The organism is Pelomonas parva (genome assembly GCF_043555835.1).
Classification (GTDB): Bacteria; Pseudomonadota; Gammaproteobacteria; order Burkholderiales; family Burkholderiaceae_C; genus Pelomonas; species Pelomonas parva.
This window is the reverse complement of sequence record NZ_JBIGHV010000010.1, coordinates 89,871-104,328: the sequence shown is the minus strand read 5'-3', so window position 1 is coordinate 104,328 and position 14,458 is coordinate 89,871. Positions and strand designations below refer to the sequence as shown.

8 protein-coding genes are annotated in these 14,458 nt (G+C 68.0%); 2 read left to right on the top strand and 6 right to left on the bottom strand.

The features are described 5' to 3' along the window. The first annotated feature begins 8 nt into the window (after window positions 1–8). Window positions 9–2,279 carry an alpha-xylosidase gene (yicI, locus tag ACG00Y_RS23595; protein WP_394483175.1) on the top strand — a complete coding sequence of 757 codons (2,271 nt, stop codon included), beginning with the start codon at window positions 9–11 and terminating at the stop codon, window positions 2,277–2,279. Window positions 2,280–2,362: 83 nt separating this feature from the next. Here the strand turns inward: yicI and ACG00Y_RS23590 are convergent, their stop codons facing one another. From ACG00Y_RS23590 to ACG00Y_RS23565, 6 genes are all read right to left on the bottom strand, one after another. Beyond that, window positions 2,363–2,908: a type II secretion system protein gene (locus ACG00Y_RS23590; RefSeq protein WP_394483173.1), complete on the bottom strand. Its 546-nt coding sequence runs from the start codon at window positions 2,906–2,908 to the stop codon at window positions 2,363–2,365. An 86-nt stretch (window positions 2,909–2,994) separates the two neighbouring features. Continuing rightward, window positions 2,995–4,551, bottom strand: coding sequence for a methyl-accepting chemotaxis protein (locus tag ACG00Y_RS23585; protein ID WP_394483171.1), 1,557 nt, complete (start codon window positions 4,549–4,551; stop codon window positions 2,995–2,997). Between the two features lie 154 nt (window positions 4,552–4,705). Further along, complete coding sequence (locus ACG00Y_RS23580) at window positions 4,706–6,460, bottom strand: glycoside hydrolase family 9 protein (protein WP_394483169.1); 1,755 nt, start codon at window positions 6,458–6,460, stop codon at window positions 4,706–4,708. 13 nt (window positions 6,461–6,473) lie between these two features. Further along, complete coding sequence (locus ACG00Y_RS23575) at window positions 6,474–9,176, bottom strand: polysaccharide deacetylase family protein (protein ID WP_394483167.1); 2,703 nt, start codon at window positions 9,174–9,176, stop codon at window positions 6,474–6,476. Then, window positions 9,173–12,019 (bottom strand): beta-galactosidase GalA, encoded by a 2,847-nt coding sequence (gene galA / locus ACG00Y_RS23570; RefSeq protein ID WP_394483166.1) that lies wholly within the window; start codon window positions 12,017–12,019, stop codon window positions 9,173–9,175. Before galA ends, ACG00Y_RS23575 begins: the two co-directional genes overlap by 4 nt. A gap of 126 nt (window positions 12,020–12,145) precedes the next feature. Further along, the gene (locus tag ACG00Y_RS23565) at window positions 12,146–12,904 is read right to left on the bottom strand and encodes a PEP-CTERM sorting domain-containing protein (RefSeq protein ID WP_394483165.1); all 759 of its coding nucleotides are present in this window, start codon (window positions 12,902–12,904) and stop codon (window positions 12,146–12,148) included. Between the two features lie 590 nt (window positions 12,905–13,494). Between ACG00Y_RS23565 and ACG00Y_RS23560 the strand changes: the two genes are divergently transcribed. Continuing rightward, window positions 13,495–14,322, top strand: a complete 828-nt coding sequence (locus ACG00Y_RS23560) for a FadR/GntR family transcriptional regulator (protein WP_394483164.1) — start codon at window positions 13,495–13,497, stop codon at window positions 14,320–14,322. Window positions 14,323–14,458 lie beyond the last annotated feature (136 nt).

The following is a 14,458-nucleotide window of genomic DNA, read 5'->3' as shown; positions in this document are numbered from 1 at the left end:
ACCACCTCATGAAGTTCACTGACGGACAGTGGATGCTTCAGCCGGGCGTCGCCGCGCACTACGCGGCCGAGGCCTACGCGATCGAAGTCCACGAAGACCGCCTCGTCGTGCTCGCCACGACCCGGCCCATCAAGCACCGCGGCGACACGCTGCAAGGCCCCACGCTGACCGTGACGCTCAGCTCGCCGCTGCCCGGCGTCATTCGCGTCAGCGTGGAGCACTACACCGCTTCCCAGCCGCCGCGCCTGCACATTCCGATGGTCGGCGCAGGCAAGTGCCCCGTGCAGATCGTCGACGGCGAGACCAAGGCCACGCTGACCTCCGGCGCGATCTCGGTCGACGTCAAGAAGGGCGATGGCTGGAGCCTGACGTTCCGCGAAGGCGACCGCATCCTGACCAAGAGCGACTGGCGCGGCCTGGGCTACATCCAGTACGCGGGCAAGGGCAACTACGTCCACGATCAGCTCTCGCTGGCCGTCGGCGAGAACGTCTACGGCCTGGGCGAGCGCTTCACGCCCTGGGTCAAGAACGGCCAGATCGTCGAGAACATCAACAAGGACGGCGGCACGGCCTGCGAGCAGGCCTACAAGAACGTGCCGTTCTACCTGACCAACCGCGGCTACGGCGTGCTCGTCAACGAGGCCGGCCCGGTGTCCTTCGAGATCGGCTCGGAGAAGGTCGCGCGCGTGCAGTTCAGCCGCGAGGGCGAGAGCCTCGACTACTGCGTCATTGCCGGCCCCACGCCCAAGGAAGTTGTCGGCCGGCTGACAGCGCTGACAGGCCGCTCGCCGCTGCCGCCGGCCTGGAGCTTCGGCCTGTGGATGACGACCTCGTTCACGACGCAATACGACGAGGCGACGGCCACCCACTTCATCGACGAGATGAAGCGCCGCGACCTGCCGCTGGCCGTCTTCCACTTCGACTGCTTCTGGATGCGCGAGTTCCAGTGGTGCGACTTCGCCTGGGACCCGCGCGGCTTCCCCGAGCCCGAGGCGATGCTGGCGCGCCTGCATGCCAAGGGCTTGAAGATCAGCTTGTGGATCAACCCCTACGTGGCGCAGAAGTCGCCGCTGTTCGCTGAAGGCGTCAAGAACGGCTACTTCATCAAGCGCACGAACGGCCTGACGTTCCAGACCGACCAGTGGCAGCCCGGCATGGCCATCGTGGACTTCACGAACCCTGCCGCCAAGACCTGGTACCAAAGCCACCTGCGCCGCCTGCTGGCCCAGGGTGCCGACTGCTTCAAGACCGACTTCGGCGAGCGCATCCCGAGCGAGGGCGTGACCTACTTCGACGGCTCCGACCCCGTCGAGATGCACAACCTCTACGCGCTGCACTACAACCAGGCCGTGTTCGAGCTGCTGGAAGAAGTGCAGGGCAGGGACGCCATCGTCTTCGCCCGCTCCACCTATGCCAGCGGCCAGCGCTTCCCGGTGCACTGGGGTGGCGACTGCTGGAGCACCTTCGAGTCCATGGCCGAGAGCCTCAGAGGCGGCCTGTCGCTGACCAGCTGCGGCTTCGCCTTCTGGAGCCACGACATCGGCGGCTTCGAGGGCAACCCGCCGCCGGCCGTCTACAAGCGCTGGATTCAGTTCGGCCTGATGTCCTCGCACAGCCGCCTGCACGGCAGCAGCTCGTACCGAGTGCCATGGCTGGTGGACGAAGAGAGCTGCGACGTGCTGCGCGCCTTCACGCAGCTCAAGCATCAGCTCATGCCGTATCTCTACGCCAAGGCCCACGAGGCGACGGAGACGGGCGTGCCGCTGATGCGCGCGATGCTGCTGGAGCATCCGCACGACCCGGCCTGCACGACGCTGGACCGGCAGTACCAGCTCGGCGAAGCGTTGCTCGTGGCGCCGGTGTTCACGGAGAGCGGTGAGGTGGACTTCTACCTCCCCGAAGGCACGTGGACCCACCTGCTGAACGGCGAGAAGAAGCAGGGCGGCTGCTGGCACCGCGAGACGCATGACTTCATGAGCCTGCCGCTTTACGCAGCCCCCAACAGCGTCATTGCCTGGGGCGCCGAGACCGAGAAGCCGGACTACGACTACGCCAGCGGCACCGTGCTGCGCGTGTTCGAACTGGCCGACGGCGCGAGTGCGGCCTTCACGGTCGTGGGTCTGGACGGCAACGTCGCGGCGCGTGGCGCGGTCAGCCGCAAGGGCGTGCAGTACACGGCCCAGGTCAGCGAAGGTGCGCTGCGCGACTGGGCTCTGGACGTGGACGGCAAGCGCAGCCCCGTGCTGGCCGAAGGCGCCTCGCTGAGCTGGACGGCCTGAGCGACGATCGACAAGCCGGTGTGCGGGCCAGCAAGGGCTGTCCACCGGCGCGTTGGCATCCGGCCTGAAATGCGGTCACCCGCTCAGCAACCCGATGTCTTGACGGTGATCGTGGGCTCTGTTCCCGCCGAGACGGCTTCACGGTACTGCACGCTGCAGTTGGCCGGGTCGGGCGCAGAGCCCATGCGCCATGCGGTGATCTGGCCGACCGAAATGGACACATCGAAGCCGCGGGCGTTCACTGCGATGTCTATGCCGTTTGAGCCGATGGAGTCCCCGGCATCCGGCCAGCCATTCCACATCTGAATCGATTGCGTGCCCGCGTTGAGATTGAACACGCCCACGCTCATCGGGCAGCCTGCAGCGGACCTGGCGGCGCACTTCATTCGCCAGGCCGTGGCTGCGGTGCGCACCGCAGCAGCCAAGCTGTTGAGCGACGCGACGCGCGCCTCGTCAGAGACCTGTAGAAATCGTGGCAAGGCCACAGCTGCCAGCATGCCGACGATGAGCAGCGTCAGGACCAGTTCGAACAGCGTAAAGCCGCGTTGTGTCAATCCGGCTCCGGCTGTTGGGTGCGCCAGCCGGTCTGCTTCAACCTGCATCGCCTGGTGAAGAAAGCGCAGGGGCATGTGAGTGATGCGTGAACGCCCAGGACTACCTCAAGCAGACCGCTGACCTGGTTTCGTGCGGCTGGTCGTGGGCGCGGGCTGCACGGTCAGTGCCTGCCCTTCAGCTTGAAAGCGCCGACGAGTTCGGTCAGTCGGCGTGCCTGGTGGCTGAGGCTGTCTGCTGCGGCTGCCGATTCCTCGACCAGCGCGGCGTTCTGTTGCGTCACCTGGTCGAGCTGGCTCACCGCCTTGTTCACTTCGCCGAGGCCGAGGCCTTGCTGCTCCGTGGCCGTGCTGATCTCGGCGATCAGATGGGCCACCTTCTGAACCTGCTGCACGATCTCGTCCATGGTGCCGCCGGCCCCTTCGACGAGTCGGGAGCCGGCTTCGACGCGGCTGGCGCTTTCGCCGACCAGGACCTTGATCTCCTTGGCCGCTGTGGCCGCGCGCTGCGCCAGCGTGCGGACCTCGCCCGCGACGACGGCGAAGCCCCGGCCCTGCTCACCGGCACGCGCGGCCTCCACGGCGGCGTTCAAGGCCAGGATGTTGGTCTGGAACGCGATACCGTCGATGACGCCGGTGATGTCGGCAATGCGGCGTGAGCTGGCATTGATCTCCCTCATCGTGGCGACGACTTCGGCCACGACCGTGCCGCCCTGCGAGGCGACGGCGCTTGCCGAGGCGGCCAGCGCCGTGGCGCTGCGCGCAGAGTCGGCGCTGCGCTGCACGGTCGTCGTCACCTCTTCCATGGCCGATGCCGTCTCCTCCAGGCTGGCAGCCTGCTCCTCGGTGCGTTGCGACAGGTCGGCGCCGCCGCTCGCGATCTGGTGCGAGCCGGTGGCGATGGAGTCGCTGCTGAGCCGCACCTCGTTGACGATGCGGACCAGGCTTTCGTTCATGGCCTTGAGCGCCGTCAGCAACTGGCCCGTCTCATCGCGGCTGCGTATTTCGATGGACGAGGTCAGGTCGCCTGCGGCCACGATCTCGGCGATGCGGACCGCCTCGGCGATGGGCACGGTGATCGAACGCTTCAGCAGATGGGCGATGACGCTGGCCAGCACGACGGCGATCACCGACAGCACCTCCATCAGCAGCTGGGCGCTGCGGCTCTGCTCGGCAGCGTGCTGGCCGAACGCCTCCATGCTGTCGGCCTGCGATCGCTCGAACGCCTCGATCGCCGTCAGATAGGCGCCTTCCAGCGGCAGGATGTCGGACACCAACTGGGCCCGGGCCGCGTCGGCGCTGCCGGCCTTCACTGCGGCCACCAGTTGCTGCTCCTTCGCCTTGAAGCTGGCGCGGCTGTCAAGCAGCTGCTTCAGCGCCGCCTGGCCGCGCTCGATGTGCACGGAGCCCTTGAGCTTGTCGATGGCGACCGACTCGGCGGCCAGCGCCGCGTCCAGCTTCGCCAGTTCCTTTTCGGCCAGCCCGGCATCGGACACGATGAGGGCCGTGCGCAGCGCGCGCAGCTGCTTGTTCACCTCGTTCTCGACCGTCTGGGCCAGTTCCACGTTCACGAAGCGGTCGTGCAGGATGATGTCCGTGTCGGCGCTGATGACGCGGATCTTCGTCACGCCGATGACCGCCAGCATCACCAGCAGCGCGATGACGGCGGTGAAACCGATCATCAGGCGGGCACCAATCTTCAGGTTTGCGATGGCGTTCATGAGGGTCTCCGGTCGGTTCGAGAGTGGGCGACGTTGTCGCCACGGGCCGGTGACCGGCTCGCCGGTTTCACGATACGTCACAAGCTCCCGACAGCGCCGCGGCGTTGACGACCCCCGGCGCTCGGACCGGGAACCGCGTGCGCCACACGGCGGTTCAAGGCGCCGGCGTCAGCGCCTGCAGTGCCGCGCTCACATAGATCAGCGGCGCGTTCCAGTTGATCGCGATCTCGTTGGTCGTGTAGCTGCAGAAGTCGTCCTGGAAGAACTTGGCCGGCACCTTGGACGGGTAGGGCGTCTTGCAGTCGTCGCCGTTGCTGGGGTTGGACCCGCCGACGATCATGCCCGGCACCGGCGGCAGTTGCGACATGGCGCCGGAGGGACGGTGGTGCGGATGCTTCGGCGAGCGCGTGCCGAAGCCGGTCACCATCGCGTAGCCAGTGGGGTGGCGGCCCAGCACCAGGTCCAGCGCGGCCTGGGCGGCATCCAGCATGGCGCGGTCGCCGCCAAGGCGATGGCCCTGGATCAGCATCAGCGCCTGGTTCAGCGCGACGGCATTGCTGCCCCAGTGGAAGTCCACGGTCTGCATGGCCACGCGGTAAGGCGAGGCCTGCCAGCGCTCGGCATGGCCCTCGGCCAGCGCCAAGATCTGCGCCTGCACCCACTGACGGTCGGCCACAGCCAGCCGGTCGCGGTGATGGGCCAGCGTCGTCCAGGCCAGTGCGCCGACGTTGGGCCAGCCGGGCACCTCGATGGGCGGCGCGTTGCGGCGGAAGGCCTGCCAGTAGCGCTCGTCGCGGGTCGTCGCGAACAGCTCGGCTGCGGCCCAGGCGAACTCGTCGGACACGTTCTTGTCGTCGTAGCCGCCGGTGTGGATGTCGGCCGGCTGCTTGTAGATGACGGCGGGGTTGGCCTGCGCCCAGTCCCAGGCGCGCTTGGACGCTGCCAGCATGCGCGCCGACAGGCCCGGCCGCTGCGCCTCGAACGGCGCGAACACGCGCGCTGCCTGGGCCATGACGGCGGCGAAGTCCAGTGTCGCGGCGGTGGCCTTCATGACGACGAAGCGGTCGTTCTTCGCCTGGTGCGGCATCACGATGCCGTCGAAGCCCTTGTCGGTGAGCTTGTGATAGACGCCGCCGTCCGCCGGGTCCTGCATGGCCAGCATCCATTCCAGGTTCCACAGCACCTCGTCGAGCACGTCGGGCACGGCGTTGCCGCTCTCGGGGATATTGAGGTTCTGCGCCTGGAAGAAGGCGGGGAAATGCTCCCAGGCGGCCAGCAGCGTGTAGACGGTGATGCCGCTGTTGACGATGTACTTGTTGTAGTCGCCGGCGTCGTACCAGCCCTTGGGCGCGGAGATGATGGTGCCCTCGGCCCGGCCCGGGCCGGCGGCCGAAGCGTGGACGAACACGCGGTCGTCCGGGTGGCCGGCGGGGCGCGCCCAGATGCCGGCATGCGCCGGGTCCAGCGCGACGCTGGCGCGGTTGAAGTAGAAGAACTTCAGCGCTGCGGCATTGACGGCCGCATAGGCGTCAGCCGCGACGGTGAAGGGCGCGGACGGCGGCAGCCCATCCACCTGCAGCCGGTAGCGGCCCGGCTCGCGCAGCGCCGAGAAGTCGGCCAGGCGCAGCGTCTCCTGCGCTGGCTCCCAGGCCTGGGCCGCGCCCAGCGGGCCGCGGAAGGCCTCGCGGCCGGTGGCGGCGTCGACGATGGTGAAGTGACTCGCCTTCACGTCGCGCAGCACTGCCCATTTGGCGCCGCCAGGCAGATAGCCGACCTGGTTGAGCTGGATGGCCGTCGTGTCGATGGATGCGGCCGTGGTGGCGGGTGGCGCCACGGGCGCCTGACTGCAGGCCGCCAGGGCCAGCGCAAGCGCGAGCGGGGTGAACTTGGTCAGCAAACGGGTTGTCATGGCGATGTGGAAGTCAGTGCCTGGCCTCGGGCCATTGCAGGTGGACGAGCTGCCAGCCGTCCTGCTTGAGACGGCGCAGAAGCAGCGGCAGCGCGGCGGCGGTCTGGTCCTGCACGTCGTGCAGCAGCACGATGCCGCCGCCTTTCTCGCGCAGGCCCTTGAGCAGGCGTTCGGCCAAGGCCTCGGGCGTCTGGCCTTGCACCCAGTCCTCGATGTGGACATCGGCCGACAGCACGGTCAGCTTCTGCTTGGCCAGCGCCTCGCGCAGCTCCGGCGTCTCGGCCAGGAAGGGGAAGCGCCAGGCCGCCGGCTCGCCGCCGATGACATGGCGATACGCCTTCTGCATGTTCTCCAGGTCGGCGAGCTGCTCCTTGGCCGGCAGCGTGCCAAAGGCCGAATGCTTGTGGCCGTGCATGGCCACCGTGTGGCCTTCCGACTTCACGCGCTGGGCCAGCTCGACATGCTGGTGCAGAGGCTCGCCGTTCACAAAGAAGCTGGCCTTGGCGCATTCGGCCTTCAGCGCCTGCAGCACGCGCTCGGTGGCGCCGGGCCTGGGGCCGTCGTCGAAGGTCAGCACGAACTCCTTGGGGCCCAGTGGCAGCCGCGCGTGCGGGGCGCCGTAGGCAGCGCCTTCGCGCGGCAGCTGCAGCACGCGCTGCGTGCCCAAAGCATCGGCGCTGCAGCCGTCGATCTGCCATTCCACGCGGTCGGTGCTGCCACGGTCGTCACGCACCTGCAGCGTGGCGCGGCCGGCGACCAGCGCCACCTGCGGCCAGACGGCGATGCGGTCGACCACGTTCACCGTGCCCACGACGGTGCCGTTGACCTCCAGCGTCGCCTTGGCCGCATTGCTGTAGGCCTTGATGTCCACCTTGCCGGCCGGCCGGTTAACCAGTCTCTTGCTGGTGAGGTGCAGCACCGGTTTGGGCTGCCACCAGGCGCGCATCAGGTGGTAGGCGTCCTTCAGCTTGCTGCGGTCGTAGTTGACCAGGCCCTTGTCGTTGCGGCCGATGGTGTCGCCCTCGTGGCGGCCGGCGGCATGGTCGAAACCCAGCCAGACGAATGTGCCCCACATGAACGGCCGCTTGGCGATCTCGGCGGCATAAGTCTCGTGGAACAGCGCCTGGTATTGCTCCGGGTGCCAGCGGCCGCCGGGCTCGGGGCGGCGCGGCGGGTCTTCCTGCTGGATGGCGCTGGCGCCGGCGCCGTATTCGCCCAGGCCGATGGGCTTGCCCGGCAGCTTGGCGTGAAGCTTGTCGGCCCAGGCGCCGATGTCCTTGAACTGGCCGTCGTACCAGCCCCAGTAGCGGTTGTAGGAGGCCAGGTCGGCCACCAGCGCCATCGGGTGGTCGTCTGGCGCGCAGCAGTGGGCGTAGCTGGTCAGGCGCGAGGGGTCTTCCCGCTTGGCCAGCGCATGCACGTCGGCCAGCAGCGCGCGGATGGGTTCGTCGGCGCGGTAGACCTCGTTGCCTATGCCCCAGACGGCCACCGACGCGTGGTGGTGGTTCTGCCGCACCAGCTCGCGCAGCTGGGCATACAGGTTGTCGCGGAAGGCGGGCGTTTCCTCCATGGCCGAGTTCAGCGGGATCTCGGTCCACAGCACCAGGCCCAGCTCGTCCGCCCGCTGGTAGGTGTAGGGCGGATGCTGGTAGTGCACCAGCCGCAGGCCGGTCAGGCCCATGTCCATCAGGATGCGCAGGTCCTCGTCGATCTCGGCCGGGCCCACAGCGACGCCGCGCCCAGGGCGGCCGGCATGGAAATAGTTGACGCCGTAAAGCGGGTAGGGCTTGCCGTTGAGCAGGAAGCCCCGCTCGGGGTCGACCGAGAACTGGCGCAGGCCCACGGGCAGTTGCACCGCGTCGGCCACCTGGCGGCCGTCCAGCAGCTCGGCGCTGAGGCGGTACAGGTAGGGGTCCTTGATGCCCTGCCACAGACGCGGCTTCGTCAGCGTCAAGAAGCTGGTGGCTGTGTCGGCCGCGCCGGCGCGCAAGTGCAGCTGCCGCACCTGCTGGGCGACGCTGCGGCCCTGCGCATCGCGCAGCGTCAGGCGCAGCTGGCGCTCGGCGGGCTGCTGGCCGTCGTTACGCAACTGCACCTGCACCTTCAGCCGCGCGCTGGCGGCGTCCAGCTTGTCGATGTCAAAGCGCACGCCGGGGCCGCCATGGTCCAGCAGCTCGATGTGGGCGGCGGGCGTCTCGACGAGGCGCACCGGCCGGATCAGCCCGCCGAAGACGGTGAAGTCGCCGCCCAGCGGCGCGACGTGTGGCAGCTTGCTGTTGTCCACGCGCACGGCCAGCAGGTTGCGGCCGGGCTGCAGCAGCGGGGTGACGTCCAGCCGGAAGCGCGCATAGCCGCCTTCGTGGCGGCCGGCATGGCGACCGTTGACCCAGACGTCGGCGGCCAGCGTCGCGCCGTCGAACTCCAGGAGGCGTCGCTGCGCGGCGCCGGGCTGGATGTCGAGCACGCGCCGGTACCAGCCCGCACCGCGGTAAGTGCCGCCACCGCTCTCGCCGTCGGGCACGTTCCAGGTGTGCGGCAGCGTCACGGCGGCCCAGGCCGCGTCGTCGAAGGCAGGCTCGGCAGCACCGGGCACATCGCTGCGATTGAAACGCCAGGGGCCGTCCAGCGGCGTGACGGTACGGGCGGCTTGCGCCGCGCCCAGCGTGGTCAGCAGCAGCGCCAGGGCGGCGCTGCGCAGCGTGTTGCACCAATTCATCGTGGGGCAGCCTCCATCCAGACACGGCCGGTCAGGCCCGAGGGTTGGCCGGGCTGGGCGCGTACCAGCACGGTCAGCGTGCGCCAGCCGGAGCCGGCAGCCAGGGGCACGGTCAGCGGCGCGGCGGCGGGGGACATCTTCTCGCCGATCTTGACACCGTCGACCCAGATCTCGGCCTGGCCGGTGATCTCGCCAAACACCAGCCGGCCGCGGCCGTCATTGCGGTCCGCGCGCAGGCGCATGGAGGCGCGGTAGGCGCGCCAGGCGTTGGCGTCGGCGACCTGCTTGATGGGCGGGTCACCCCAGCCCCAGCTGTTCATGTCGTTCTCGGCCAGCACCTGGTTGGGGTCGGGCCGCTCGGCCTTCGGTGGCGAGATGCGCCAGCCGCTGACACGGTTGACCGCCTCGACGGCGGCCACGGCCGGCACTTGGGCGGCGGCCTGGACGTCCAGCACCAGCTCGGCGGCTTGAACACCCGGCGCACTGGCGCGCAGCGTCAGCGGGCCCTTGCCGTCGCGGCGGCTTTGCAGGATGACCTGGGCCAGGCCGTTGAACAGCGCGCGCTCCGGTGCCTTGGAGGACTCGTGAGAGTTCGGGTCGCCATTGCCGACGCCGATCAGGCTGCCGGCGCCCGTGACCTCGAACTTGACGTGCAGGTCCGTCGTCGGCACCGGGCGGCCTTGTGCGTCGACGGCGCTGACCGTCACCGGCAGCGCGTCGCGGCCGTCGCCGGCCAGCGCCTGGCGGTCGGGCGTCAGCACGAGGCGGGTGGGCTCACCGCTGGTCTCGACAGCGTCGCGGCCCAGTTCGCGCGTGCCGTCCAGCGCCACAGCCTCCAGCTTGCCGGCCGCGAACGGCACGTCGAAGCTGACCATGTCGTAGCGGTCCACGTCCCGCTCGCCGACGGCCTGGCCGTTCAGCAGCAGGCGCACGCGCGGCGCATTGCTGGCCACCATGACCTTCACCGGCTTGCCTTCACTGCCGGCCCAGTTCCAGTGCGGCAGCACCTTGATGATGGTGCGGTCCTTCACCCAGTGCGCCTGGCGGATGTAGAAGGCCGCCTTGGGGAAGCCGCAGAGGTCGATGGCACCGAAGAAGGTGCTGGCGCTCGGCCACTCGAAGGGCGTGGGTTCGCCGTGGTAATCGAAACCGCTCCAGACGAAGGAGCCGGCGATGAAGGGGCGCTCGCCGATCCGGCGCCAGCCGTCGCGGTGGGTCTGGCCCCAGGACGAGGGCTCGTCGTCGTAGCTGCCCAGCACCTGCGCCTTGCGGTCGCTCTTCCATTCGCCGCGCGTCATGTAGGCGGCGGTGTCCTCGGTGCTGGTCACGGCGCGATTGGGGTGCTCGCGGTGGTAGCGGTCATAGCCCCCGGCCTGGTAGTTGATGCCCACCACGTCCATCACCTGCGACGCATTGCGCTCGGCGAAGATGCCGTCGTGCATGCCGCCGGTGACCGGGCGCGTCGGGTCCAGCTTCTTGACCGCAGCCACCATGCGGCGGGCGATCTCGCGGCCCTGCTCGCTGCCCTGCAGCGGCTCTTCGTTGAAGATCGACCACAGGAAGACGCTGGGCCGGTTGCGGTCGCGCCGCACCAGCCATTCCAGCTGGGCGATGTAGTCGGGGCTGGCGTTGAAGTTGCGGTTCTCGTTCATCACCAGCAGGCCGAGGCGGTCGGTCAGGTCCATGACCTCGGGCGCTACGGCGTTGTGCGAGAAGCGCACCGCGTTGACGCCCATTTCCTTCAGGCGACGCAGGCGGAATTCCCAGATGGCCGTGGGCACGGCGACGCCGACACCTGCATGGTCCTGGTGGATGCACACGCCGTGCAGCTTCATCGCCTCGCCGTTCAGGAAGAAGCCCTTGTCGGCATCGAAGCGCAGTGTGCGGAAACCCGTCTTCAGGCTGGTGGCGTCGATCTCGCGCACGGGGCCGTTGCCGGCCTGGTGCAGCGTCGCCTTCACCTGGTAGAGATGGGGCGAACTTGGCGACCACAGCTTGGGCGCCTGCACGGCCAGCTCCAGCTTGGCGGTGGCGTTGTCGAGGGCGGCCACGCGCACGCGCGCCGACCCTTGAGCGACGGCCGCGCCGTCCGGCCCGGTCACGCGCAGCTCGACAACCGCGTCGCGCAGCGCCTCGCCGGTGTTCTGAACCTGCACCTCCACCGGCAGCAGCCAGCGGCCGTTGCGTTGAACCGGGTTGGCGTGCAGGCCGTCGGTGGCGATGTGCAGGCTGTCGCGCTTGACCAGCCAGGCGTGGCGGTAGATGCCGGCGCCTTCGTACCACCAGCCCTCCTGGGCCTCGGCGTCGACGCGCACGGCGATGCTGTTCACGTCCTCGCCGTAGCGCACATAAGGCGTGATGTCGATGGCGCGGCCGTTGTAGCCGGAGAAGTTGCGGTTGACGGCGATGCCGTTGACCCAGACCGTGCTGTGCGTGGCGATGCCGTCGAATTGCAGCTCGATGTGCCGGCCGCGGTCGGACTCGGGCAGCTGCAGATAGCGCCGGTACCAGCCGAAGCCGCGGGCGCGGTAGCCCTGCGACGCGTTCTCGTTGCGGTCCAACGGGTTCTCGATGGCCCAGTCATGCGGCAGGTCCAGTCGGCGCCAGCCGGAGTCGTCGAACTCCGGCGAGGCCGCTCCGGCCGCTCCACCGGCCTTGGCCTGGTGGTAGCTCGCGCCATGGCCTTTGATCGGCGGCGTCTTGACGTCGCCGGCATGGAAGAGCCAGCCGGCGTCCAGCGACAAGCGCTCGCGGCCGTTGGCCTGCGCGGTGCCGGCTGATAGCGCGAGCGTCAGCAGCAGCAAGGCGCTCAGCCAGTGAAACAGGGATGTGGCGCGGGCCATGGGCGAACACCTTTTGTCGATTGGATTTGCAAAATGACCAAAATCGCGCGGCTTCTTGCGAGGCCGCGCGACTGTGCCGGACCGGGCGGCGCCTTGCGGGCGGCTGCGGTCCGCGGAAACGAAGTGTTAGAGCTTGCGGCGACGCGCGATGGTGCCGATGCCGGCCAGGCCAGCCAGCCACAGGGCGATGGTGGTGGGCTCGGGCACCGGGGAGGTGAACGAGTCGGCGGACGCGCTCAGGCCGATGCGCATCTTGGCCCAGGTGTTGTCGCTGCTGAGGTTGGTCCAGCTCGCTGTCAGGATGGACGGGCCGGTGTAAGTGGGCGAGGTGGCGTCGATAAAGGCTTCCGCGTAGTTCGCAGCTTCGCAGGTGTCCGTGACGAAGTCGGTGCTGCAGAACTCGATGGAGGCGTTGGCCTGCGCCATGTTGCCGGTCGCGAGGATGCTGTCCAGCGTGAAGCTGACCGTCACGGTCGCATTGCCGCTGACCAGGATCTGGCCGTCAAAAACCTTGGCGAATGCCCAACCAGCCTGGCCGCCGTTCACGTCCACCTTGGCTGAGGCGGTCACGCCGTTGATGTCGGTCTGGGGGGTCTTGGCTGTCAGTTGCGCCTGCGCGATGTGGGCGCCGTCCATGGCGGAGCTGGTCAGGGCATAGCCATGCCAGCCGCCAGCTGCGTCGGCGAAACTGGGATTGAGCAGCGCGGCCGAGGTGCCGGCGGTGGGGCTCGTCCAGTCCACCTCGAACGGGATGTAGGCCCACCCACCGCCGTTCTGGACGGACAAGGTCAGGTTCGAAATCTTCACCTCGGCCACATCGGCGCTGGCGAGTTGGGACGCGGCAATCAGCGCCACGCCAAGGGCGTACTTGAAAGTGTTTTGCATGTTGTCTCCAGCTGGTTTCACATCGAACGGCTATGGACCCGGGAGGGAGTCGCGCCTGTTTTGGTATTACCAGTGTGCCAAAATACAGAAGAGGTCTTACCGATGAAAACACCTAGAGGCCTGACCAATCGCCCCCCGCAAGCAGGGGATGTCGAACAAAACGACGGGTCATAGGTGTTTTGATGCCCATTGGACTGACCGGCTGTGCGGTCAGCACGGTTGCGAAGATTGGTGCCCGCCGTGCATTTCGACGCGGCGTGCTCACCGGCCGGAGAGGCGCAGTAGCAGGTGTTCATTCGCAGCACGAGGCCGGCGGCGCTCCAGATCTGCACGGGGGTGCACGTGCTCTTGGGTTTCCCCTAGTTGGTTCGACCGGCGATCTAAATATCATTGCGCAGCGGTATGACCAATTCACCCATCTTCCGACTAAGACTGCTGCATGGTATGACCAAATTTTTTGCGTCGATTGATTCGGCGCCGAATGAAGCTGGTTTTGATGATTCTGATGCGAACGCCAGCACCCGACAGCCAACGGTCGTCCACCGCCAATGCCCTTCCAGCGAATGCTTCATGTCAGCCGGACTCAACCCATGAATGACCTCACCGTTGGCGCCCGGCTGGCCAGCCCGCGGGTCGAGACTCGTCGCCTGTACGAGCAGATCGCCGATCGGATCAGGGCGCTGATAGACGCCGAGGGCCTGCTGGAAGGTGCAAGACTGCCGGGTGAGCGCAATCTGGCCTCGCAGCTCGGGGTGTCGCGCCCCTCCCTTCGTGAAGCGCTGATCGCGCTGGAGGTGGAGGGACGCATCGAGATCCGCAGCGGATCGGGCGTCTACGTCTGCCCATCTGGCCGGCGCGGCGACAGCTCCGCGTTGGGTTTGGGTGACAGCCCCGGGGAACTGCTGCAAGCGCGAGCTGTCCTGGAGAGCGCGGTGATCACGCTCGCTGCCGCTCGCGTCAGTACGTTGGGGCTGCTTCGTGTCGAAGAGGCACTGGGGGAGATGCGGGATGAGCTGGCCAGAGGATGTATGCCAGTCGAGGCTGACCGACGATTTCATCTCAGCATCGCCGAGCAGAGCGGGAACTCGGTGCTGGTCGGAATGGTCGGGGCGCTGTTCGACGACCGACACAGCCCGATTTCATCGCGGATGAGCATGCGCGCCGAAACGATGGACAGTTGGCAGGCTGCCCTGGAAGAGCATGAGGCGATTCTGCGGGTGCTCAAGTCGCGCAATCCTCAGGCGGCGGCGGCGCAGATGTGCCATCACCTGCAGTCTTCCCACAAGCGCTGGGTCGGCGAACCGATCGAGCCCTCGAAAATTGGGGCGGACAGTTGTGGCATGACGGCAATTTTTTCGCTGGTTGATTCGGCGTCGAATCAAGCAAGATTTGGTTTTCGCGCGGAACCTGCGGTGTAGCCGCTGGTCCACCACCGTCAGGCACCCTCCAGCGCGCCCCATTCATCAGTCGGAATCAGCCTGTGATTGACCTCGCCCTCAGCCTCCCAGTCGGCCAGCCCGTGCGCCTCAGCGGTTTCGCGCGTGCCCCGAGCGT